Source organism: Micromonospora sp. URMC 103 (assembly GCF_051386435.1).
Taxonomy (GTDB): domain Bacteria; phylum Actinomycetota; class Actinomycetes; order Mycobacteriales; family Micromonosporaceae; genus Micromonospora.
Window position 1 is genome coordinate 671,737 of the sequence record NZ_JBPQTR010000004.1, and the last position, 22,317, is coordinate 694,053.

23 protein-coding genes are annotated in these 22,317 nt (G+C 73.9%); 16 read left to right on the forward strand and 7 right to left on the reverse strand.

Annotation, left to right across the window (positions count from 1 at the left end; genetic code table 11):
* Window positions 1-123: 123 nt before the first annotated feature.
* Both ACSNOA_RS06720 and mgrA read right to left on the reverse strand, forming a co-directional pair.
* A complete protein-coding gene (locus ACSNOA_RS06720; protein ID WP_436657055.1) occupies window positions 124-246 on the reverse strand; it encodes a 50S ribosomal protein L36 in 123 nt (40 codons plus the stop codon).
* Window positions 247-324: 78 nt separating this feature from the next.
* Window positions 325-1,320 (reverse strand): L-glyceraldehyde 3-phosphate reductase, encoded by a 996-nt coding sequence (mgrA, locus tag ACSNOA_RS06725; protein ID WP_436657056.1) that lies wholly within the window; start codon window positions 1,318-1,320, stop codon window positions 325-327.
* A 99-nt stretch (window positions 1,321-1,419) separates the two neighbouring features.
* Here mgrA and ACSNOA_RS06730 point away from each other — a divergent pair, with 99 nt between their 5' ends.
* From ACSNOA_RS06730 to ACSNOA_RS06760, 7 genes are all read left to right on the forward strand, one after another.
* Window positions 1,420-1,917: a hemerythrin domain-containing protein gene (locus ACSNOA_RS06730; RefSeq protein WP_436657057.1), complete on the forward strand. Its 498-nt coding sequence runs from the start codon at window positions 1,420-1,422 to the stop codon at window positions 1,915-1,917.
* Between the two features lie 54 nt (window positions 1,918-1,971).
* Window positions 1,972-3,216 carry a sensor histidine kinase gene (locus tag ACSNOA_RS06735; RefSeq protein ID WP_436657058.1) on the forward strand — a complete coding sequence of 415 codons (1,245 nt, stop codon included), beginning with the start codon at window positions 1,972-1,974 and terminating at the stop codon, window positions 3,214-3,216.
* Window positions 3,213-3,863 (forward strand): response regulator transcription factor, encoded by a 651-nt coding sequence (locus ACSNOA_RS06740; RefSeq protein WP_436657059.1) that lies wholly within the window; start codon window positions 3,213-3,215, stop codon window positions 3,861-3,863. The genes ACSNOA_RS06735 and ACSNOA_RS06740 overlap by 4 nt, the downstream gene beginning before the upstream one ends.
* A gap of 76 nt (window positions 3,864-3,939) precedes the next feature.
* Window positions 3,940-5,016, forward strand: coding sequence for a hypothetical protein (locus ACSNOA_RS06745; protein ID WP_436657060.1), 1,077 nt, complete (start codon window positions 3,940-3,942; stop codon window positions 5,014-5,016).
* 61 nt (window positions 5,017-5,077) lie between these two features.
* A complete protein-coding gene (locus ACSNOA_RS06750; RefSeq protein WP_436657061.1) occupies window positions 5,078-6,553 on the forward strand; it encodes a magnesium chelatase in 1,476 nt (491 codons plus the stop codon).
* Between the two features lie 2 nt (window positions 6,554-6,555).
* Window positions 6,556-8,505 carry a VWA domain-containing protein gene (locus tag ACSNOA_RS06755; RefSeq protein WP_436657062.1) on the forward strand — a complete coding sequence of 650 codons (1,950 nt, stop codon included), beginning with the start codon at window positions 6,556-6,558 and terminating at the stop codon, window positions 8,503-8,505.
* 118 nt (window positions 8,506-8,623) lie between these two features.
* Window positions 8,624-9,088, forward strand: coding sequence for a hypothetical protein (locus ACSNOA_RS06760; protein WP_436657063.1), 465 nt, complete (start codon window positions 8,624-8,626; stop codon window positions 9,086-9,088).
* A 109-nt stretch (window positions 9,089-9,197) separates the two neighbouring features.
* On the opposite strand, the gene ACSNOA_RS06765 is transcribed toward ACSNOA_RS06760, so the two are convergent.
* On the reverse strand, window positions 9,198-10,187 hold the full coding sequence (locus ACSNOA_RS06765; RefSeq protein ID WP_436657064.1) for a GlxA family transcriptional regulator: 990 nt from the start codon (window positions 10,185-10,187) through the stop codon (window positions 9,198-9,200).
* Between the two features lie 52 nt (window positions 10,188-10,239).
* Here ACSNOA_RS06765 and ACSNOA_RS06770 point away from each other — a divergent pair, with 52 nt between their 5' ends.
* Entirely contained in the window at window positions 10,240-11,550 is a 1,311-nt protein-coding gene (locus tag ACSNOA_RS06770) for an MFS transporter (RefSeq protein WP_436657065.1), read from the forward strand.
* Between the two features lie 40 nt (window positions 11,551-11,590).
* Here the strand turns inward: ACSNOA_RS06770 and ACSNOA_RS06775 are convergent, their stop codons facing one another.
* Window positions 11,591-11,875 carry a DUF427 domain-containing protein gene (locus ACSNOA_RS06775; protein ID WP_436657066.1) on the reverse strand — a complete coding sequence of 95 codons (285 nt, stop codon included), beginning with the start codon at window positions 11,873-11,875 and terminating at the stop codon, window positions 11,591-11,593.
* A gap of 136 nt (window positions 11,876-12,011) precedes the next feature.
* On the reverse strand, window positions 12,012-12,482 hold the full coding sequence (locus ACSNOA_RS06780) for an aminoacyl-tRNA deacylase (RefSeq protein ID WP_436657067.1): 471 nt from the start codon (window positions 12,480-12,482) through the stop codon (window positions 12,012-12,014).
* 95 nt (window positions 12,483-12,577) lie between these two features.
* Here ACSNOA_RS06780 and ACSNOA_RS06785 point away from each other — a divergent pair, with 95 nt between their 5' ends.
* The 4 genes from ACSNOA_RS06785 (at window position 12,578) to ACSNOA_RS06800 (ending at window position 16,836) form a co-directional block, all read left to right on the forward strand.
* The gene (locus ACSNOA_RS06785) at window positions 12,578-13,978 is read left to right on the forward strand and encodes an FAD-binding oxidoreductase (protein ID WP_436657068.1); all 1,401 of its coding nucleotides are present in this window, start codon (window positions 12,578-12,580) and stop codon (window positions 13,976-13,978) included.
* Window positions 13,975-15,318 carry a class I SAM-dependent methyltransferase gene (locus ACSNOA_RS06790; RefSeq protein ID WP_436657069.1) on the forward strand — a complete coding sequence of 448 codons (1,344 nt, stop codon included), beginning with the start codon at window positions 13,975-13,977 and terminating at the stop codon, window positions 15,316-15,318. Before ACSNOA_RS06785 ends, ACSNOA_RS06790 begins: the two co-directional genes overlap by 4 nt.
* Window positions 15,319-15,407: 89 nt before the next feature.
* Window positions 15,408-15,965: a helix-turn-helix domain-containing protein gene (locus ACSNOA_RS06795; protein WP_436657070.1), complete on the forward strand. Its 558-nt coding sequence runs from the start codon at window positions 15,408-15,410 to the stop codon at window positions 15,963-15,965.
* Window positions 15,958-16,836, forward strand: coding sequence for an SRPBCC family protein (locus ACSNOA_RS06800; protein ID WP_436657071.1), 879 nt, complete (start codon window positions 15,958-15,960; stop codon window positions 16,834-16,836). Before ACSNOA_RS06795 ends, ACSNOA_RS06800 begins: the two co-directional genes overlap by 8 nt.
* A gap of 89 nt (window positions 16,837-16,925) precedes the next feature.
* Here ACSNOA_RS06800 and ACSNOA_RS06805 read toward each other — a convergent pair whose 3' ends face one another.
* Window positions 16,926-17,243 (reverse strand): helix-turn-helix domain-containing protein, encoded by a 318-nt coding sequence (locus tag ACSNOA_RS06805; protein WP_436657072.1) that lies wholly within the window; start codon window positions 17,241-17,243, stop codon window positions 16,926-16,928.
* Window positions 17,240-17,605, reverse strand: a complete 366-nt coding sequence (locus ACSNOA_RS06810) for a type II toxin-antitoxin system RelE/ParE family toxin (RefSeq protein WP_436657073.1) — start codon at window positions 17,603-17,605, stop codon at window positions 17,240-17,242. Before ACSNOA_RS06810 ends, ACSNOA_RS06805 begins: the two co-directional genes overlap by 4 nt.
* A gap of 108 nt (window positions 17,606-17,713) precedes the next feature.
* Between ACSNOA_RS06810 and ACSNOA_RS06815 the strand changes: the two genes are divergently transcribed.
* The 4 genes from ACSNOA_RS06815 (at window position 17,714) to ACSNOA_RS06830 (ending at window position 22,297) form a co-directional block, all read left to right on the forward strand.
* The gene (locus tag ACSNOA_RS06815) at window positions 17,714-17,947 is read left to right on the forward strand and encodes a zinc-ribbon domain-containing protein (protein ID WP_436657074.1); all 234 of its coding nucleotides are present in this window, start codon (window positions 17,714-17,716) and stop codon (window positions 17,945-17,947) included.
* Between the two features lie 266 nt (window positions 17,948-18,213).
* A complete protein-coding gene (locus ACSNOA_RS06820) occupies window positions 18,214-19,614 on the forward strand; it encodes an MFS transporter (RefSeq protein WP_436657075.1) in 1,401 nt (466 codons plus the stop codon).
* Window positions 19,615-19,703: 89 nt separating this feature from the next.
* Window positions 19,704-20,804 (forward strand): hypothetical protein, encoded by a 1,101-nt coding sequence (locus ACSNOA_RS06825; protein ID WP_436657076.1) that lies wholly within the window; start codon window positions 19,704-19,706, stop codon window positions 20,802-20,804.
* Window positions 20,801-22,297: a hypothetical protein gene (locus tag ACSNOA_RS06830; protein WP_436657077.1), complete on the forward strand. Its 1,497-nt coding sequence runs from the start codon at window positions 20,801-20,803 to the stop codon at window positions 22,295-22,297. Before ACSNOA_RS06825 ends, ACSNOA_RS06830 begins: the two co-directional genes overlap by 4 nt.
* Window positions 22,298-22,317: the final 20 nt, after the last annotated feature.

A 22,317-nucleotide genomic window follows, 5' to 3' on the forward strand; every position in this document is an offset into this window, starting at 1 on the left:
ATAAATATGCCTCTGAGGCATCAACTCCGTTCACACCACCGGCCCGTGCCACGGCCGGCCGGTCGTCCGGCCGTACGCAAAACGGCGCCGTCGCGAGAGCGACGGCGCCGTTTTCAGCCAGTTTCAGCCCTGGCGGCCCTTCCAGCGGGGGTTCGTGCGGTTCACCACGACCACCCGGCCGCGGCGGCGAACCACCACGGAACCCGGCTTCTGCTTGAGCGACCGCAGGGAGCTGCGTACCTTCATGTCTGCCTCTCCTCGGCTCGGGTCCTGCCTCTGCCGTACGTCAGGACAACGCCGCCCCGGCCGCCGGGATTCCCACGCTCAGCCGAGCTGCCGGTCGATCTCGGCCAGCTCCTCGGGCGTGAAGTCGAGGTTGTCCAGCGCCGCGATGTTGGCCTCCAGTTGGGGCACGCTGCTCGCCCCGATGATCAGGCTCGTCATTCGCGGGTCGCGCAGCGCCCAGGCGAGCGCGAGCTGGGCGAGGGACTGGCCCCGCCGCTCCGCGATCGCGTTGAGCCCGCGGATGGCGGTCATCCGCTCGTCGCTCAGGTCGGTCTCGTTGAGGAACACGCTGGTGCGCACCCGGGAGTCGGCCGGGATGCCGCCGAGGTAGCGGTCGGTGAGCAGCCCCTGCGCCAGCGGGCTGTACGCGATGCAGCCGGCGCCGGCCTCCTCGAGCGTGTCCAGCAGGCCGTCGGCCTCCGTCCAGCGGTTGAACATCGAGTACGCGGGCTGGTTGATGAGCAGCGGCGTGCCCAGGTCGCGCAGGATGGCCGCGGCCCGTGCGCTCTGCTCCGAGTTGTAGTTGGAGATGCCGACGTAGAGAGCCTTGCCGGAGCGGACGATGGCGTCCAGGGCGCCCATCGTCTCCTCCAGCGGGGTGTCCGGGTCGAACCGGTGCGAGTAGAAGATGTCGACGTAGTCCAGGCCCATCCGGCGCAGCGACTGGTCGAGCGAGGACACCAGGTACTTGCGGGAGCCCCACTCGCCGTAGGGGCCGGGCCACATGAGGTAGCCGGCCTTGCTGGAGATGACCAGCTCGTCCCGGTAGGGCTTCAGGTCGGTGGCGAGCATCCGGCCGAAGTTCTCCTCGGCGGCGCCCGGCGGCGGGCCGTAGTTGTTGGCCAGGTCGAAGTGGGTGACCCCGAGGTCGAACGCGCGGCGCACGATGTCCCGCTGCCGCTCGAAGGGGCGGTCCGGGCCGAAGTTGTGCCACAGGCCGAGGGAGATGGCGGGCAGGCGCAGGCCACTGCGTCCGCTGCGCCGGTAGGTCATGGTGTCGTAGCGGTCTTCCGCGGCAAGGTAGGTCACGATCATGAGCCTACGCGCGGGCGCCGACAGGTGGCCGGGCCCGGCGTCACCCCTGCGGTCGCCCGGGAGTTGACCACCACGGCCGGCATCCGAACGGGGGACCGAATGGACGACATCACCGCAATGATCATGGACGACCACGCCGCGTTCCGGCGCGGGTTCGCCCGGCTCGACGACGCCAGGGACGAGCAGGAGATGCTCGCCGTCTGGGAGGCGCTCGCCCTGCACCTCGACATCCACGCCGAGGCCGAGGAGGCCATCCTCTACCCGCACCTGGTCCGTCACGGCGACGACGGCGAGGCCGAGACCACCGACGCGGTGGGCGACCACAACAAGATCCGCGATGCGATCGCCGAGGCGAAGAAGTATCCGGTGGGCACGGACCAGTGGTGGGCGGCGGTCTGGCGGGCCCGCCGGGAGAACAGCGAGCACCTCGCCGAGGAGGAGGACGAGGCGCTGCCGGACTTCCGCCGTCACGCGAGCGCGGAGCTGCGGGCCGAGCTGGGCCACCGCTGGCTCACCTTCTACGGCGAGCACAAGAACGGCCGCAACCTCACGTTCCACGACAAGGACCCGCAGCGGTACGTGCAGGAACACCGCTGACATCTCCCCGACGCGGGGGAGTCGCGGGCCCGTGCGCGGCGCGAGAATGTGCCGGTGAGCCCCCGAGCCGTCCTCGCACCGCTGGTCGCCGCCAGCACCTGGCGGCGCGGGGTGTTCCTGCTGCTGGGCGGGGTGCTGGTGCTGCCGTACGTGCTGCTCGCGGTGGCGTTCGGGCAGATCTTCACCGGCCCGGCCATCGCCCGGCCGCTGGTGCTCGTCCTGCTCCTGGTGGCCATCGTGATCGCCGGGGTGCCGCTGCTGCTCGACGGCAGTCGGGCGCTGGAGATCGCGGCGTCTCGCGCCCTGCTCGGCGTGGACCTGCCCGATCCGGTGCCCGGGCACCGCGCCGACCGGGAGACCCGGCTGCGTGCCGCACTGTGGATCGTCACCCACCTGGTCGTCGGCGGGCTGCTCATGTTCGCGCTGCTCAGCACCGTGCCGATGGCGCTGGCCTTCCTCGCCCAACAGGTCGGTGTCGGCGCGGAGCTGCTCCGCGACGAACGGTTCGGGCCGTTCGACGGGAACGACACCGGCTGGCTGACCCTCGCCGGCGTGCTGCTGCTGGCCGGCCTCGGCTACGCGGTCGCGGGGCTCGGCGCGCTCGCGGCGTCGATGGCGCCGGTGCTGCTCGGGCCGGCGCAGGCGGAACGGATCGCCGCGCTGGAGGCCCGGGCCGCGCGGCTCGCCGAGCGCAACCGGCTGGCCCGGGAGCTGCACGACTCGGTCGGTCACGCGCTCACCGTGGCCACGCTCCAGGCCGGCGCGGCCCGCGCCGTGCTGGACAGCGATCCGGCATTCGTCCGCCGGGCGCTGGCCGCCATCGAGGAGGCCGGTCGCACCGCCATGGACGAGTTGGACCACGTTCTCGGGCTGCTGCGGGAGCGGGAGGGCGGCGGCTCCGCCACGGCGCCGCAGCGTACGCTCGCCGACCTGGACCGGCTGGTGGCCGACACCCGCGCCACCGGCCTCGCCGTGGACGCGCACCGCGCCGGCGACCCGGCGGCCCTGCCGGCGGCGGTCTCCCGCGAGGGTTACCGGATCGTCCAGGAGGGACTCACCAATGCGGCCCGCCACGGGCGGGGCCCCGTCATCCTGCGCCTCGACGTCGGCCCGGAGGCGCTGGACCTCGAACTCGTCAACGCGCTCCCCGCGCCGCGCCGCGCCGCCCACGGCGGGGGTGGGCGGGGGCTGGACGGGATGCGGGAACGGGTGCTGCTGCTCGGCGGCCGGCTGACGGCCGGGCCCGACGGCGACCGGTGGCGCATCCGGGCGCGGCTGCCGTACCGGGAGGCGCCGTGACCATCGGCGTGCTCGTCGTCGACGACGAGGAGCTGATCCGGGTCGGGCTGCGGGCGATCATCGACGCCCAGCCCGACCTGCGGGTGGTCGCCGAGGCCACCGACGGCGCCGAGGTGCTGCCGCTGGTCGCCCGGCACCGGCCGGCCGTGGTGCTCATGGACGTCCGCATGCCCGGCATCGACGGCATCCAGGCCACCCGGCACCTGCTCGCGGCCTCCGGCGACCCGCCCCGCGTGCTGGTCGTCACCACCTTCGCCAACGACGAGTACGTCTACGACGCGCTGCGGGCCGGCGCGAGCGGCTTCCTGCTCAAGCGCGCCCGGCCCGCCGAGGTGGTGGAGGCGGTGCGCGTGGTGGCGGCCGGCGAGTCACTGCTCTTCCCGGCGGCGATCCGCCGGCTCGTGGGCGCGTACGGGCGGCCGGGAGGCGACCGACTGCGCGCCGCCCGGCTGACCGAGCGGGAGGCCGAGGTGCTGCGGCTCATGGCGGCCGGACTGTCCAACCCGGAAATCGCCGCGCACCTGGTGGTGGGGGTGGAGACGGTGAAGACGCACGTCGGCAACGTGCTCGCGAAGCTGGGGGTGCGGGACCGCACCCAGGCCGTGATCGCCGCGTACGAGTCGGGCTTCGTCACCCCGGCGGCCTGACGTCTCCCTCGCCCAGGGGAGCGGGTTCACCGGCGCCCGGGAGGGTTTCCGGCGCTCGCCGGCCGAGGCTGGGGGTATGACGATCACCGATGCGCCACCTCGTACGGCCACCCGCTGGCCCGACCGACTCGCCCCGCTCGCGGCCGGCTGGCTCGGTCTCTGGGGCGTCCTCGCCCTGCTCGCCACCGTCACCGGCGCCGGCTACCCGTTCGGCGCGAACGACCCGGACGGCGACGTGAACCTGCTCCGGCTGCTGCCCGTCCGGCTCGGGCCGCCGCTGTTCGCCGCCCTCCTGCTGACCGCTGCGGTGGCGGCGCTGGCCATGACCCGCCCGGTCGGCCGGCCGTCCGGTGTGCCGCGGATGCTGCTCGCCGGTTACGCCTGGGCGGTCGCGGCCGTCCTGGCCCTGGTGGTCCCGGACGCCCGGGTGCTGGTCATCCTCGGCTACGCCCCGATGTTGATCATCGGCGCGCCGTTCGGCTGGCCTCCTGTCGACTACGCCGACGTCTTCACCTGGGCCCTCTTCGCCCGCTTCGCGGCCGTGATCGGTGGCCTGCTGCTCGCCGGCGCGGTGCTGGCCTGGCAACGACGTACCACCGGGGCATGCGTGGCCTGCGGTCGCGGCGACGGCGAGCGGGGCTGGACCACACCGGCCGCCGCCGCGCGCTGGGGCCGGTGGGCCGCCGGGATCGCCGCCGTCATCCCGCTCGCGTACGCGGTGACCCGCTTCGCCTGGGCGGCCGGCATCCCGCTCGGCATCTCGCGCGAGTTCCTCACCGAGATGCAGGAGACCGGTCTGGTCTGGGCCGGACTCGGGCTGGGCGCGTTCGCCACCGTCGGCGCGGTCCTCACTCTCGGCCTGGTGCAGCGGTGGGGCGAGCGGTTCCCCCGCTGGATGGTCGGCCTGGCCGGCCGCCGGGTGCCGGTGAAGCTCGCCGTGATCCCGGCCACTCTCGTGGCGGTGGCGGTCACTGCTGCCGTCCTGGGGCTGATGTCCCACCCGCGGTTCTGGGAGCTGGCCGGGGGCCACGATTTCGACCTGGCCTCCGCGCCGATGCTGCTCTGGCCGGCCTGGGGGCCGGCGCTGGGCCTGTCCACGTACGCGTACCACCTGCGCCGGCGTGGGGCCTGCCGCCGCTGTGGCCGCGGCTGAACGAGGGTGGGAGCGGGGGTACCCGGCAACGCGCCGGCACCCCCGCTCGTACCGCGCTAGCGTGGGTCGGGTGACTGCGCCCAACCCGGTAATCCCGGTTCCACCGGCCGACCTGCCCCGCACGCTCGGCGAGCTGCGGGCGGCCGGCCACCGCTACCGCACCGTCAAGCAGGAACTCCGCGACAACCTCATCGCCCGGATGCGGGCCGGCGCCGACCGGTTCCCCGGCATCGTCGGCTACGAGGACACCGTCCTGCCCGAGGTCGAGCGGGCGCTGCTCGCGGGCCACGACATGGTGCTGCTCGGCGAGCGCGGCCAGGGCAAGACCCGCCTGATCCGCTCGCTGGGCGCGCTGCTCGACGAGTGGACCCCGGTCATCCCCGGCTCGGTGCTCAACGAGCACCCGCTGCACCCGCTCACCCCCGCCTCCCGCGCCCAGGTGGCCGAGGCCGGTGACGACCTGCCCGTCGGCTGGCTGCACCGCTCGATGCGCTACGGCGAGAAGCTCGCCACGCCCGACACCAGCGTCGGCGACCTGATCGGTGACGTCGACCCGATCCGCATCGCCGAGGGCCGCACCCTGGGCGACCCGGAGACCATTCACTTCGGCCTCGTGCCACGTACCAACCGGGGCATCTTCGCCGTCAACGAGCTGCCCGACCTGGCCGAGCGGATCCAGGTGGCGCTGCTCAACGTGCTCGAGGAGCGCGACATCCAGGTCCGCGGCTACCAGCTGCGGCTCCCGCTCGACCTGCTCCTGGTGGCGAGCGCCAACCCGGAGGACTACACGAACCGGGGCCGCATCATCACGCCGCTGAAGGACCGGTTCGGCGCGGAGATCCGCACCCACTACCCGGTCGACCTGGAGCTGGAGCTGGCCCTGATCCGGCAGGAGGCCGACCTCGTCGCCGAGGTGCCGGAGCACGTGCTGGAGGTGCTCGCCCGGTTCGCCCGCGCCGTCCGCGAGTCGCCGTCGGTCGACCCGCGCTCCGGCGTCTCCGCCCGCTTCGCCATCGCCGCCGCCGAGACGGTGGCCGGCGCCGCGCTGCGCCGGGCCGCCCTGCTCGCCGCCGAGCCCGCCTCGGGTTCCGGCGACCAGGGCGTACGCCCCGAGACCCCCGTGGCCCGGGTGGGCGACGCGGTGTCGGTGACCTCGACGCTGCGCGGGAAGGTGGAGTTCGAAAGCGGCGAGGAGGGGCGCGAGATCGAGGTCCTGGCCCACCTGCTGCGCACGGCCACGGCCGAGACGTTCCGGGCCCGGCTGGCCGGGCTGGACCTCTCCGGCTTCACCGACCTCGTCGCCGAGGGCACCGTCATCGAGACCGGCGAGCTGGTCGGCTCGGCGGACCTGCTGCGCCAGGTGGGCACGGTTCCGGGGCTCGCCAAGGTGCTGGACCGCCTCGGCATGGGCGACGCGCCCACGCCGGAGGAGGCCGCGGCCGGGGTGGAGTTCGTGCTGGAAGGGCTGCACCTGACCCGCCGGCTCGGCAAGGACGTGACCGACACCGGCCGCACCGTCTACGGCGGCCGGGGCTAAGCATGGCCGGCAACCGGTTCCGGTACGGGCAGTGGCGCGGCGGGCCGGACCCGCTCGCGCCCCCGTACGACGTACGCGAGGCGGTCGACGCCGTCGGCGCCGAGGTGCTGGCCGGCGGCAGCCTGCGGGAGGCGCTGCGCGACCTGCTGCGGCGCGGCCCGAACGGGCGTGGCGGCCTCGACGACCTGGCCGCCCGGGCCCGCCGCCTGCGCCGGGAGGCGCTGCGCCGGGGCGACCTGGACGGTGCCGTGACGCGGGCACGGGCGCTGCTCGACCAGGCGCTCGCCGCCGAGCGGGACGAGCTGCGCGGCCGCGACGACGACGGCGCGCGGTTCGCCGAGGCGGTCCTGGACAACCTGCCCCGCTCCACGGCCCGTGCCGTGCAGGAGCTGTCCGGCTACGAGTGGGCCAGCGACGAGGCGCGCCGGTCGTACCGGCAGATCCTCGACGGGCTCCGCGACGACGTGCTGGGCCAGCGCTTCGCCGGGCTGCGCGACGCGGTGCGCGCCTCGGCCGACCCGGCCGCGCAGCAGCGCATGGCCGAGATGATGCACGACCTGAACGACCTGCTTGCCCGGCACGCCCGGTCGGAGGACACCACCGACGCGTTCGCCGAGTTCATGCGCCGCCACGGGGAGTTCTTCCCGGAGCAGCCGAAGGACGTCGACGAGCTGGTCGACGTGCTGGCGCGCCGGGCCGCGGCCGGCGAACGCCTGATGCGCTCCCTGTCCGACCGGCAGCGCGAGGAGCTGGCCGGGCTCATGCGGCAGTCGCTGGGCGACCGGCTGGCCGGGGAGCTCTCCGCGCTCGACGAGCACCTGCGCGCGCTCCGCCCCGACCTGCGGTGGGGGCGCGGCGAGCGGGTACGCGGCGAGCAGCCCCTCGGCTACGGCGAGGCGGCCGGCGCGCTCGACGAGATCGGCGAGCTGGACGACCTGCTCGACCAGCTCGACCAGGAGCACCCCGGGGCGACGCTGGACGACGTGGACGTGGACGCCGTGGCGCGCACGCTGGGGCGGGACGCGGCCGACGACGTACGCCGGTTGCGGGAGCTGGAGCGGGAGCTGCGCCGGCAGGGCTGGGTGAGCCGGGACGCCGACGGCCTCACGCTGAGCCCCAAGGCGCTGCGGCGGCTGGGCGGCACGGCGCTGCGGCGGGTCTTCGCCGACCTGACGGCGGGGCCGCGCGGCCAGCACGACCTGCGTACGGCGGGCGCCGCCGGCGAGGTGAGCGGGGCGTCGCGGCCCTGGGAGTACGGCGACGAGCAGCCGCTGGACGTGGTACGCACGCTGACCCGGGCGGTCCGGCGGGCCGGCCCGCGGGTGCCGGTGCAGCTCGCGGTCGACGACTTCGAGGTCGTGGAGACGGAGCGGCGGGCGTCCGCAGCGGTGGCGCTCTGCGTCGACCTGTCGTACTCGATGATCTCCCAGGGGCGGTGGGGGCCGATGAAGCAGACGGCGCTGGCCCTGTCGCACCTGATGGCGACCCGGTTCCCGCAGGACGCGCTCCAGATCGTCGGCTTCGGCCGGCAGGCGATGCCGCTGACGCAGCAGGAGCTGGCCGCCATCGACCCGGACTTCGAGCAGGGCACCAACCTCCAGCACGCGCTGCGGCTGGCGGGCCGGCACCTGCGCCGCCACCCGGACGCGGAGCCCGTGGTGCTGGTGGTCACCGACGGTGAACCGACGGCCCACCTCGACCCGGATGACGGGGAGGCGCTGTTCCACTGGCCGCCGTTGCCGGAGACGATCGAGGCGACCATCCGCGAGGTCGACCGGCTGTCCCGGTACGGGGCCACGCTCAACCTGTTCATGCTGGGCGACGACCCGGGGTTGCGCCGTTTCGTGGACGCGGTGGCCCGCCGGTCGAAGGGGCGGATGTTCACCCCCGACCCGGACGACCTGGGCGAGTATGTGGTCTCCGACTACCTCCGCTCACGCCAGTCCCGCTGATTCCCGCCTCAGCGCTCGCCGATCATGCAGTTGTGGTGGGTGACAAAGGCCGCCCATCCGGGTGAACCGGGCACCCCAACTGCGTGATCGACAGGGCTGGGCGGGGTTGACTGGGGGGATGGTGGAGAGCGAGAGGCTGCGGCGGGCGTACGACGAGCTGCTCGTGGAGATCGACGCGGGCGGGTTCGGGCCGCCGCCGGAGGGCCAGCTGAGCGCGGAGCAGATCGTCGCCCACCTCGCGGCCAACGACGAGCTGATGAGCGAGGCGACCGAGGCGGTGCTCGCCGGGTCACCGTTCGCGTACTACGACCTGGAGACCATCCACCGCCCTCAGGTGGACGCGCTGGTCGCCGAGTGCGGCGGCCTGGACGCACTGGCGACGCTGTTCCGCGCGACGAGCCAGAAGCTGTGCGCGCTGACCGAGCGGCTCGGCCCGGCCGCGGAGACCCCGGTCGAGACCCACCTGCGGGAGGGCTACGACCTGAACGTCGACGACTCGCTGCCCTGGGGCCGGACCGTCGACCTGCACACCCGGGTGCACCTGCCCAAGCACCTGGCGCAGCTGCGCATGCTGCGTGCCTGACCCTGACCCGCCGGACATCTCCCGCGATCTTGCACTTTGGGCCCGGACGAACCGGTCATCAAGCCCGAAACGAGGGCCGGAAGTGCAAGATCGCGGAGGTGGTGGCGGGCTACGGGTGGCGGAACGTGCGGCGGTACGTGCTTGGGGCCACCCCCAGGCGCTGGTGGAGTTGTTGGCGGAGGGCCGCGGCCGTGCCGAACCCGGCCCGGTGGGCCACCTGGTCGATGCTCAGGTCCGTCGTCTCCAGCAGCAGCCGGGCATGGTCGGTGCGCTGCTGGAGCAGCCACTGCGCGGGGCTGAGCCCGGTCTCGGAGCGGAACCGGCGGGTGAACGTGCGGACGCTCATCCGCGACTGTTCGGCCATGTCGCGCAGGGTCACCGGCTCGTGCAGCCGCAGCCGGGCCCACTCGCGCGCCGCCGCCGTGCTCGTGTCAGTCACCTTCGGCACCGGGCGCTCGATGTACTGCGCCTGACCGCCCTCCCGCCACGGCGGCACGACGCAGCGCCGCGCCGCCCGGTTGGCCACCTCGGTGCCGTGGTCGGTGCGGATCACGTGCAGGCAGAGGTCGATGCCGGCGGCCACCCCGGCCGAGGTGAGCACCTGACCGTCGTCGATGAAGAGCACGTCGGGGTCGAGGTCGACGCGGGGGTGCAGGCGGCGGAACCGCGCGGCGTACGCCCAGTGGGTGGTGGCGGGGCGGCCGTCGAGCAGTCGGGCGGCGGCCAGCACGAAGGCGCCCGTGCAGATCGACATGATCCGCGTGCCCCGGTCGTATGCGCGGCGCAGTGCGTCGTACACCTGCGGGTCGAGCGTGCCGTCGGTGAGCGCGGGGTTCTCGTGGACACCGGGGACGACCACCGTGTCGGCGCTGTCCAGCAGGTCGAGGCCGTGGTCGGGCACCACCTGGTAGCCGGCGGTGCTGCGGACGGGCCGGCCGCCCGCGGTGCACACCTCGACGGCGTACATCGGCGTGCCGTCGGCGTCGCGGGCCGTGCTGAAGACCTGGGCCGGTGTGCCGAGGTCGAGGCCGACCACCCCGTCGAGGGCGAGCACCGCGATCCGGTGCGGGAAAGCGGTCATGGCCCGATTATTGCGCATGATGGCTTTCGGGCCACTCGTCGGAGGCCACGCTGCTCCCGAGACTCGTACCGTGACCAATCGCCGCCTGCATCCCGCCTGGGTCGTGGCCGCCGTCGCCTTCGTGGCGCTGGTCGGCGCGGCCAGCTTCCGCGCCACGCCGTCGGTGCTGCTGCACCCGCTGCACGCCGAGTTCCGGTGGCCGCTGGCCACCATCTCGTCCGCCGTCTCGGTGAACCTCCTGCTGTACGGGGTCACCGCGCCGTTCGCGGCCGCGCTCATGGACCGCTTCGGCATCCGGCGGGTGGTGGCCGTCGCGCTGCTGCTCGTGGCCGCCGGCAGCGGCCTGACCGTGTTCATGACGGCGAGCTGGCAGCTCGTGCTCTGCTGGGGCGTGCTCGTGGGGCTCGGCACCGGCTCGATGGCCCTGGCGTTCGTGGCCACCGTGACCGGCCGCTGGTTCGTCCGGCGGCGCGGCCTCGTCACGGGGGTGCTCACGGCCGGCGGGGCGGCCGGGCAGCTCGTCTTCCTGCCGCTGCTCGCCGTCCTGGTACGCGACCACGGCTGGCGCGCGGCGGCGCTCGTCGTGGCCGGGGCCGCGCTCGCCGTCGTGCCGCTGGTGGTCTGGCTGCTGCGCGAGCACCCGGCGGACCTCGGCCTGCCCGCCTACGGCGCCAGCGAGGTGACCCCCGCGCCCGCGGCGGCCGGAGGGGCCGCGGCCCGGGCGGTCGGCGCGCTGGCCCAGGCGGCCCGGACCCGCGCGTTCTGGCTGCTCGCCGGCGGCTTCGCGATCTGCGGCGCGACCACCAACGGCCTGGTCGGTACGCATTTCGTGCCGGCCGCCCACGACCACGGCATGGCGGAGACCACGGCGGCCGGCCTGCTGGCGCTGGTCGGGCTCTTCGACATCGTGGGCACCGTCGCCTCCGGCTGGCTCACCGACCGGGTGGACAGCCGGCTGCTGCTCGGGGCGTACTACGCCCTGCGGGGCGCGTCGCTGCTGGTGCTGCCCAGCCTCTTCGACGGCAGCACCGGGCCCAGCATGCTGGTCTTCATCATCTTCTACGGGCTGGACTGGGTGGCCACCGTGCCGCCGACCGTGGCGCTCTGCCGGGAGTACTTCGGCGGCGCCGGTGCCGTCGTCTTCGGCTGGGTGTTCGCCTCACACCAGCTCGGCGCGGCCCTCGCCGCGACCGCGGCCGGGCTCGTCCGGGACCGGCTCGGCGACTACGCGCTCGCCTGGTACGTGGCCGGGGCGCTCGCGATCGCCGCGGCCGGGCTGTCGCTGCTGCTGCTGCGCCGCCGCGGCGCCGCGGTCGCGCCCACGCCGGTGCTGGTCACGGCGGCCCCGGCCGGCGCCAGGGCCTGGCGCTACCGGGGCTGACCGGCGGACGGCCTCCTCCTCCGGGCGCGGACCGGCGGGCTCAGTCGACGACCTGGACGTCCTTCCAGAAGGCCACCCGGTCACGGACCATCTCCGCCTCCGGCTTGGGGTCCGGGTAGTACCAGACGGCGTCGGCGCTGGTCCGCCCCTCGTGCTCCAGGCTGTAGTACGAGGCCGTGCCCTTCCACGGGCAGACCGTGTGGGTGTCGGACTCGCGGATCAGGTCGTCGCGGAGGGCGGACCGGGGGAAGTAGTGGTTGCCCTCCACGAGCACGGTGTCGGCGCTCTCGGCGAGGACCAGGTCGTTCCAGACGGCTTTCGGCATGACTCCCACGCTATGCCGCCCGGCCGGCCGCGACCACCGCGCCCGGCCGGGCCGTGGTCGCCGCTCCCGGCCCGTCGGGCGGCGACCACCGCGCCCGGCCGGGCCGGCCAGCGGGTCTGCGGGCCACCCCACCGGGTCAGCGGGTCGGCTCCGGGTCGGTGACGTCCGCGACGGTCGCGCCCAGCGCGTCGATCGCCGCGTCGGCGTCCACCGCGACGGCCACCCCGTGCTCGCCGGCGCCGAGCGTGATGGTGCGGCCACGCACGCGCTCGTCGGCGATCACCGGCCAGGCGGTGGTCGCCCCGAACGGGGTGATGGTGCCCCGTTCGTAACCGGTGACGGCCTTCGCGGTGGCCGCGTCCGGCATCGAGATGCGGTTGACGCCGAGCAGGGCGCGCAGCTTCGGCCAGGACACGACCCGGCCGCCGGGGGCCAGGACGAAGAGGTGGTCGTCCGGCCCCCGCCGCACCACGATCGTCTTCACCACGTCGGGCACCTCGACGCCGCGGACGGCGGCGGCCTCGCCGAGGCTGGTGACCGGCCCGTGGCGGATCACCCGGTAGGGCAGTCCGGCGGCGTCGAGGGCGGCGAGTGCGGGCGACGGCATGCCGTGCACGGTAACCGGTCATGAGCAGGCCGAAGTGTGAAAAGGCCAACGTGGACTTCAGGTGCCGCAGGCAACAACCGGCGTACAGTGATCACATGTGCGCCGTCCGTGTGGATCATCAACCGGTCGATCACGACAGTGCGGTGGAGCAGTTGCGGCGTTCGTACGCGGCGGTTCCCCCGGGGGAGACGGTGCGGCTCGCGAAGCGCACCTCCAACCTGTTCCGTCCCCGCACCACCGTGCACAGCCCCGGTCTCGACGTCAGCGGCCTGAACGGCGTCATCGGGGTGGACCCCGCGGCGCGGACCGCCGACGTGCAGGGCATGTGCACCTATGAGGACCTCGTCGACGCGACCCTGCCGCACGGGCTGATGCCGCTGGTGGTGCCGCAGTTGCGCACCATCACGCTCGGCGGGGCCGTCACCGGCCTGGGCATCGAGTCGACCTCGTTCCGCAACGGGCTGCCGCACGAGTCGGTGACCGAGATGGACGTGCTCACCGGCTCCGGCGAGATCGTCACGGCGCGGCCGGACGGCGAGCACGCCGACCTCTACGCCGCCTTCCCGAACTCGATGGGCAGCCTCGGCTACGCGACCCGGTTGCGCATCGAACTCCAGCCGATCCGCCGGTACGTGGCCACGCGCAACGTCCGGTTCACGCGGCTGGAGGCGCTCACCGACGCGATCGCCGAGGTCACGGCCACCCGGTCGTGGGCGGGCACGCCGGTCGACGCCATGGACGGGGTGATGTTCAGCCCCGGCGAGGCGTACCTGGTGCTGGCCACGTTCACCGACGAGGTCGAGCGGCCCAGCGACTACACGGGGCAGGACATCTACTACCGGTCCCTGCGCCGGCGCACCCGCGACACCCTCACCACGTACGACTATCTCTGGCGCTGGGACACCGACTGGTTCTGGTGTTCCGCGGCGTTCGGGGTGCAGCACCCCGTGGTGCGCCGGCTCTGGCCGGCGCGCCTGCGGCGCAGCGACGTCTACCACCGGCTGGTCCGCCTGGAGCACCGGCACGGCGTCGCCGCCCGCATCGAGCGGCTGCGCGGCCGGCCCGCCCGGGAACGGGTGGTGCAGGACGTGGAGATCCCACTGGAGCGGACGGCCGACTTCCTGCGCTGGTTCGCGCGGGACGTCGGGATGACCCCGGTCTGGCTCTGCCCACTGCGACTACGCGAGCCGGCGGGTCCCGGCTCGGCCCGGTCCTGGCCGCTGTATCCGCTGCGGCCGGGGCAGGACTACGTCAACATCGGTTTTTGGGGGAGCGTGCCGATCGCCGAGGGCGCCGCCGACGGTGACGTCAACCGGTCGATCGAACGCGTGGTGTCGGAGATGGGCGGGCACAAGTCGCTCTACTCCGACGCGTACTACGACCGGGACTCGTTCGAGCGCCTCTACGGCGGGCCGACGTGGCACGCCGTGCGGGACCGCTACGACCCGGATCACCGGCTCACGGGACTGTACGAGAAGGCGGTAGCACGAGCATGAGCCTGACCGACCGAGACCAGGGGGCGACGAGCGTCCCCGGAACACCGCCGGCGGGGGGCCGGCGTCCGCGTACGACCGTTGCGGACGTTGTCCGCGCGGTGACCACCGGTGACCTGCCGGTGCGCATCACGGCCTACGACGGCAGCGCACTCGGCCCGGCCGACGCCGGGATCACCCTATCCGTCCGTTCCGAGCGGGGATTGTCGTACCTGCTCACCGCGCCGGGTGACCTGGGCATGGCGCGCGCCTACGTGAGCGGGGACCTGACGCTCGAGGGTGTGCACCCGGGCGACCCGTACGAGGCGTTCCGTGTGCTGAAGGACGACCTGAGGCTGCGCCTGCCGTCGGTGGGCGAGGCGCTGGCCCTGGTACGCGGGCTCGGCTGGGAGCGGCTGCGCCCGCCGCCGGCCCCGCCGCAGGAGTCGCAGCCCCGCTGGAAGCGTGTGATGGGCGGCCTGCGGCACTCGCGGTCGCGGGACAGCTCCGCGATCTCGCACCACTACGACGTCTCGAACGCCTTCTACGAGAAGGTGCTCGGCCCGTCGATGACGTACACCTGCGCGGTGTTCCGGTCTCCGGACGACACCCTCGAGCAGGCCCAGGCGTCCAAGTACGACCTGGTCGCCGGCAAGCTGGCGCTCAAGCCGGGGATGCGGCTGCTCGACGTGGGGTGCGGCTGGGGCGGCATGGTCCGGCACGCGGCCCGCGAGTACGGCGTGAAGGCGCTCGGGGTGACGTTGTCGAAGGCGCAGGCCGAGTGGGCGCAGGCGGCCATCGAGCGGGAAGGCCTCGGCGAGCTCGCCGAGGTGCGGCACATGGACTACCGGGACGCCCCGCGCGAGCAGTTCGACGCCATCTCGTCCATTGGGCTGACCGAGCACATCGGAGTGCGCAACTATCCGGCCTACTTCGGGGCGCTGCGGGAGCGGCTGCGTCCGGGCGGGCGCCTGCTCAACCACTGCATCACGCGGGCGAACAACCGGGCGCCGCACCGCTCCGGCGCGTTCATCGACCGGTACGTCTTTCCGGACGGCGAGCTGGCCGGTCCGGGACGGCTGATCAGCGAGGTGCACGACGCCGGGTTCGAGGTGCACCACGAGGAGAACCTGCGTCAGCACTACGCGCTGACGCTGGCCGGATGGTGCCGCAACCTGGTGGAGCACTGGGACTTCTGCGTCTCGGAGGTCGGTGCGGGCACCGCGCGCGTGTGGGGGCTCTACATGGCCGGCTCGCGGCTGGCCTTCGAGCGCAACGACATCGAACTGCACCAGGTGCTGGCCACCCGCAACAACCCGGACGGCAGCAACGGCTACCCGTTGCGTCCGGACTGGCTGCCCTGACCGTGAGCTGACGAAAGCCGCGCCGCGCCGGCGCGGCTTTCGTCGAACCCATTGACAAAGAAGTTTTGTACGTACAAACTGATTTTGCCATGAGAGACGTCCTGTACCTGGAGCAGATCGAGCAGGCCGAGGCCCTGCTCAAGCCGCAACGCGTGGAGGTGTTGCGGCAACTGGCCGAGCCGCGCACCTGCACCGAGGTGGCGGCCCGGCTGGAGCAGACGCCGCAGCGCGTCTACTACCACGTCAAGCAACTCGTCGCGGCCGGCCTCGTCGACCTGGTCGCCGAGCGCAAGGTCCGCGGCATCACCGAGGGCATCTACCAGGCCGCCGCCCGGTCCTACTGGCTGTCGCCGCGCCTGGTGGGCCGCATCGGGCTGCGCCGGGCCCGCGACGAGCTCAGCCTGGGCTACCTGCTCGACCTCATGGAGGAGGTCCAGGCCGACATCGCCGCGCTCGACCGGAGCGAGCCCGAGCTGCCCTCGATCGGGGTGTCCGGCGAGATCCGGGTGCCGGCGGAGCAACGCCAGCAGTTCCTGCACGACCTGCAGACCACTCTGCAGGACCTGTTCACGCGCTACGGCGGCGCCGAGGGAGACGCCTTCAAGCTCGCCGTGGCCTGCTACCCGAAGGGGAAAGACCGTGAGTGAATTGTTGAAGCTGCACGCCCGCCTCGCCGCCCCGGTCGAGGCCGTCCGCCGGGCCCTCACCGACGCCGCCGAGCTGCGCGTCTGGCTGGCCGAGCACGCCGAGGTCGAGCTGCCCGGGCGGTACGAGTTCTGGGGCCGCTACACGCCCGAGGGGGACGCGCCGCACCAGCGTCCGCTGCACGTCGACGACGACACCCTGCGCTTCGCGTGGGTGCTCGACGGTGTCGAGACCACCACCGAGTTCCGGTGGCGGGCCGAGGGCGACTCGACGGTGCTCACGCTGAGCCAGAGTCACTTCAGCTTCGCGGAGGCGATGAGCGGCAGCAGCATCCGCGGAGTCCTCCAGACGTTCTGGTCCCTGGCGATCGCCAACCTCGCGGCCCACCTGGAGGGCGCGGAACTGCTGCCGAAGACCGACTTCACCTCCGCCGAGATGCGCGGCGAGATGCTCATCGACGCGCCGGTGGCCAAGGTGTACGAGTCGCTGACCGACTCGGAGCAGGCCAGCGCCTGGTTCGGCTACCCGATCGGGATCGAGCCGTGGGTCGGTGGGCGCTACGCCATGGGTGGCTTCGACGCCGGCGAGGCGGCCAAGGTCGTCGACCTCGACCCGGGCCGGAGGATGTCGGTGGACTGGGGCCCCGTCGGTGTGACCACCTGGGAGCTGGCCGAGTCCGGCGGGAAGACCAAGCTCACGTTCGTGCAGAGCGGCTTCGACGAGAGCAACCCGCCGTACGCGGCGTGGAGCGGGTCGGTGGCGGGCCTCGCCGAGCTGCGCCGCTACCACGAGATGAAGGACTGGCAGCCCATCTGGCTCGGCGTCGAGATGCCGGGCGCCGACCAGCCCGAGACGGCCGCCGCGGCCGGCTGACCGGCAACACCGGAAGCGCCTGACCGCTGAGTGAGCGGTCAGGCGCTTCCGGCGCGTGGCGGCCAGGGGCCACGTCAGGGCACGCCGGGTCAGGCGATGGCGGCGATGTCTCCGTCGTCGAAGTAGATGGCCTGGTGCAGTCGGCCGCCGAGCGCGGTGGCGTAACGGGCCACCACGTCCTGGCCGGAGATCTTGCCCTGCTCGATCTGGGAAACCCGGCCCTTGGTGACCCCCATCCGTTCGGCGATCTGCTGCTGGGTGAAACCACGGGCCCGGCGTACCTCGGCCAGCCGGTGGCCGACCACCTGCGCGAGGAGTTCCTCCTTGCCCGCCTCCACCGCGTCCTCGCCACCGGCACGCCGCACATAGTCCGGTCGGATGTCCCTCCAGCGAACGTGACCGGTCATGTCTCGTCCCCCTCTTGCTGCGCGCGTTCCTTCAGGTAGATCTCGTAGCGTTGCTCGGCCAGCGGGATGGCGTGTCGATACCAGGCGTTCCATTGTCCCGCCTTGTCTCCCGCGACGAGCAGGATGCTCGAACGCCACGGGTCGAACGCGAAGAGGATACGGACGGTCCCCGGTCGCAGCTCCTTGAGATTGGCGATCGATGAACCGGTGATCGTGTCGACGAGCGGCCGGCCGAGCCCGGGCCCGGCCTCGGCGAGGGCGTCGATGGCTTGGACCACGCGGGCCAACGTGGCGTCGTCCAGGCTGTCGATCCAGGCCCGTACCTCGTCCACCACGAAGACTTCCCATTCCTGGTGCGCCACCGTGGAAGTATAGTAATTAGTATACCAGCGTTGGGTCCGCTGGCCAGTTGGACATCTCCGACGCGGATCGGTGGTGATGAACGGTGCCGTACGGGGTACTGCGCGGCGATGTTCTTCATCTTCGGGCTCCGCACCAAGGTCGACCAGTCCGGCGTGGTGCAGCAGGTCTGCCGCCACTGCGGCAACCAGGCGGCGCAGGTGATCACCCGCCGGTCCACGAAATTCACCCTGTTCTTCGTCCCGCTGATCCCGGTGCGCACCCGGTACGTGCAGCAGTGCACGTTCTGCGGCGCGCAGTACCAGATCGACAAGGCCGACGCCCGCCGCCTCGCGGTCGGCTGACCCGGTGAGCCGTTTCCTCTGCTGGCTCATCGGCCGGCGACCGCTTCCCCCACCGCCGGCGGCGGTCGTCCGGCCGCCGTGCACCCCGGGCCGCCGACCGCGTCGCCGGGGCCGCCGCCCGCTCGCCGGCACCGCCCTGCCCCGCTCGCCGCGAAACCGGTCCGCGAGCCGGTAGGCGTACCACCGCCTGTGATCTTCGACCCCGACCGGGCGCCGGTCCCTCCGGGCGCAACTACGCTGAGGCGGCCGTCCGAACGGGGAGAACCGTGCGCAACCACCCGGCCGTCGTGCTGGTCGCCGTCCTGCTGTCCACCCTCCTGCTGCCGGTGTCCCTGACCGGCGCCTCGGTCGCGCTGCCGGACATCGGCCGTGACCTCGACGCCGGGCTCGCCGGGGTGCAGTGGGTCGTCAACGGCTACAACGCCACCTTCGCGAGCTTCATGCTGGCCACCGGAGCGCTCGCCGACCTGGTGGGCCGCCGCCGGGTCTTCGCCGCCGGTGTCGCCATCTTCGCCGGCGCCGGGCTGCTCGCCTCGCTTGCCGGTGACATCGTGCTGCTCAACGTGGCCCGGGCGGTGGCCGGTGTGGGCGCGGCCGCCGCCGCGACGAGCGCCTCGGCGCTGCTCGCCGGCGCCTTCCACGGCCGGGCCCGGGCCCGCGTGTTCGGCCTCTTCGGTACGGCCCTCGGCGTCGGTCTCGCCTTCGGTCCCTCCGTCGCGGGGCTGCTCATCGACAGCCTGGGCTGGCGGGCCGTCTTCGCCGTGCCGGCGCTGGCCGAGGTCGTGGTGCTCGCCCTGGTGCCGTTGCTGCCCGAGTCCCGCGCCGCCGCGGCGGGACGGATCGACTGGCCCGGCACCGTCTCGTTCACCTCGGCGCTGCTCCTGCTGATCTTCGGGTTCGTGCAGGGCCCGGAGTTCGGCTGGGCCGACCCGCGGATCGTCGCCGCGTTCGTCGCCGCCGTCGCGTTGCTGGCGGTCTTCGTCCGGGTGGAGCGCCGCCGCGCCGACCCGATGTTCGACCTGGCGCTGCTGGCCAGCCACCGGTTCCTCGCCATCTGCCTGTCGGCGGCCACCATCGTCGCGGTCCTGGTGCCGTTGCTGGTCTACCTGCCCTCGTACCTCACGACGGTGGTCGGGCTGAGCCCCCGCGCGGCCGGGGCCACGCTCATCCTGCTCACCGCGCCCACACTGGTCCTCCCGCTGCTGGGCGGGGCGCTGTCCCGGCAGGTGCCACCCGTGGTGGTGGTCGTCGTGTCGGTCGCCGTGGTGGCCGTGGGCGCCGCCTGGGCAACCGTTCTCGCCCCGGACAGCGGCACCGGCCTGCTGGCCGGGCCGCTGCTCACCATCGGCGTCGGCGTCGGGCTCTCCATGGGGCTGCTCGACCAGATGGCCATCGCGAGCGTGGCGCCCGAGCGGGCGGCCACCGGCGCCGGCATGATCAATACGGCCCGGCTGGCCAGCGAGACGGTCGCGATCGCGGTGGTCGGCGCGGTCCTGGCGAGCACCACGGGCGGCCGGCTGGCCGACCCCGGGTTCACCGGCGGGTTGCGGGCCGTGCTGTGGACGATGGCCGGGACGGCTCTCGTGGCCACCGCGACCGTCGCGCTGCTCGTCCGCCGCGCCGCCGTCGCGCCGGTCCGGCAGCTCGACGAGATCCCGGTCGGCTGAGGCCGGCGAGCCGGCGAGCCGTCGAGCCGGCGACCGCTTCGGCGCGGACCCGTCACACACGTGCGCGCCGCGCCTATCCTGGCGGGATCATGACGAGCAGCGAGCAGCGACTGGCCGCGATCCGGGGCGGCGCCCCGGCCCGGCGGCACAACGCCCGGACGATCGCCGCGTTGACCGGGAACCCGGGCTGCACCCGGCGGGCCGTGCTCGACGGGGCCGGGGTCGACAAGCCGAAGCTGGCCGAGCGGATCGGGTTTCCCGCCCGGTTCGGGCAGTCCCGCTTCGCCATCACCCGTGGCAACGCGTTCGAGGCGCAGGTCAAGGCCGACGGCGGCGGTGAGCTCCTCCGGCTGGTAACCGAGCGGCTCGGGATCGAGGCCGGCGGCGGGGCCGACTGGACCGATCTCGGCGCCGACGACGACCTGCCCGAGCGGCACGCGCGGTCGCGGGAGCTGCTGACCGCCGCCGCACCCACGGGTGCGGACCAGCCGGCCGCGCTCTTCGACCACCCGCTGCTCAGCCTGGAGGTCGCCGGGCGTCGGGTGCACCTGGAACCGGACCTCGTGGCCGCCCGGCTGGCGGGCCGCTACCACGTCGTGGAGGTCAAGTCCTTCCCGGTGATCGACGGGCAGGCCGACCCGGCGAAGGTGTCCGCCGCGGCGACCCAGTCCGCCGTGTACGTGCTGGCGCTGCGCGAGCTGCTCGCCGCGGCCGGCCACGATCCGGAGCTGGTGTCGCACGAGGTGGTGCTCATCTGCCCGCGTGACTTCGCGAACCGGCCGATGGCCAGCCTCCTCGACGTACGCAAGCAGTTGCTGGTGCTGCGTCGCCAGCTCGACCGGATGGCCCGGCTCGACGACCTGCTGACCGCCGTGCCGGAGTCGTTCACGGCCGACCTCGCCGCCGATCCGGCGGCCCTGACCGCCGCACTGGCCACCGTGGAGGCCCGGTACGCGCCGGAGTGCCTGGCGAGCTGCGAGCTGGCGTACTTCTGCCGGCACGAGGCGCGCGGGCACACGGCCGCGCTGGGCCGGCCGGTCCGGGAGGCGCTCGGTGGCCTCGGCACGGTGGCGGAGGTGGTGGCGCTCGCGACCGCCGGCGGCACGCCCGAGCCGGAGCAGGCCGAGGCGGCCGCTCTGCTGCGCTCCGCGGCCCGGTTGCGCGCCGACGCCCTCGGCGTCGCATCGTGAGTACGCTGCGCGCCCTCGCCGCGGCCCAGGCGGTCGCCGCCGGGGTGGCCCAGCCGGTGGCCACTGTCCGGCACCTGCACCTGCACGAGCGACCGCTGGTGGTGGTGCCGCTCGCCCTGGCCGGCGAGGCGAACGCCCCGCTCGCGGCGCTTGTCGGCGCGGCGCCGGACGACGCGCGCCTGCTGGTCGTGCCGCAGCCCCGCAACCGCGACCAGCGGTTCGCGTTCGCGGCCGAGCTGGCCGGGATCCTGCTGCCCTACCTGGACGGGCACCGGGCCGCGAGCGAGGCCGTGGCGGTGGACCGGGGCCGGGACGTCCGGCACCGGTACGTCGAGGCGCCGCAGCTGCTGGTGCCGAACCCGGCCGGGATCACGTTCCTGCGGCTGCTCGGCCGCGCCACCCGGTTCCGCCGGCCGGACGGGGAGTACCCGGTCGACCCGTCGGTGCCGCTGCTCGGGCGTTGGTTGACCTTCTTCGCCGAGCGGGCCGAGCACCCCGGCTCGTCGGCGCTGCTCGCGATGACCGAAGCGCTGACCCTGCACTGGGCGACCGGGCAGAGCAGGGTGGAGGACCTGCACCTGCCCGCCCTGCTCGGGTGGATCGACCCGCCGGCCGGGCTCACCGGCGCCGAGGCGGCCGCCCGGGCCGAGGACCCGGCCACCCATCCACCGGCCGGCCCGGCGACCGACCCGGACTTCGACAACCACCGGCTCGCCCCGGCCATCGAGGCGTACGCCGAGGCGGCCGACGATCCGGACGCCCGCGCCGAGGCGTACGCGTCGCTGGAAGGGCTGCTGCGCGACCAGCTCGCGCCCACGTGGGAGCTGATGTGGCGCGGCGTCGGGTTGCTGCGCGCCCTGCCGCCCGGCGCGCGGGTCGAGGGCCGCTGGGCCGGCGACCGGGACGCGTTCACGGCGTACGCCGAGCACGTCGACGCCGATGGCGCGCCGCAGCCCCGCCGTGACGGCGCGGTGGCCGCCGCGGCCCGGCTGCACCGGCTGGAGCGGGCGCTCACCTCGTACGCGGTGCAGCGCGCCTACGACGATCCGCTCGTGATGGCCGAGCACCGGCTCACCGGCGAGGCGTTCGTGGGCGAGGTGACGCTGGCCGATCCGGGGCGGATCGACGACACGGGGAAGCGGCCCGTGCTGCGTCCCCGGATCCAGCTCGTCACCACCGAGCCGGTGCTCGTGCCGGTCGGCGCGACGCTGTACTCGCCGGCCCGGCCCGCGCAGAAGGCGAAGGTGGTCTTCCTGACCCCGGCCGCGGACGGGAAGACGGAGGTGGTGCTGGAGCTGTCCGGCGGCATGGGACGCGGCCGGACGGCGCCGCCGGGCAGCGTGCCGGAGGTGGGGGAACGGCTCTGCTACACGACGCTCTCCGACGGGTTCCTGCCGGCCGGCTCCTTCCCGCCCCCGGAGGAGACACCGTGGACCCACGGCGGCCCACCAGCGACCGCTGCCGATGGGGGCGGCACGGAGGACTGGGCCTGACCCGCGTGAAACGGTGACGG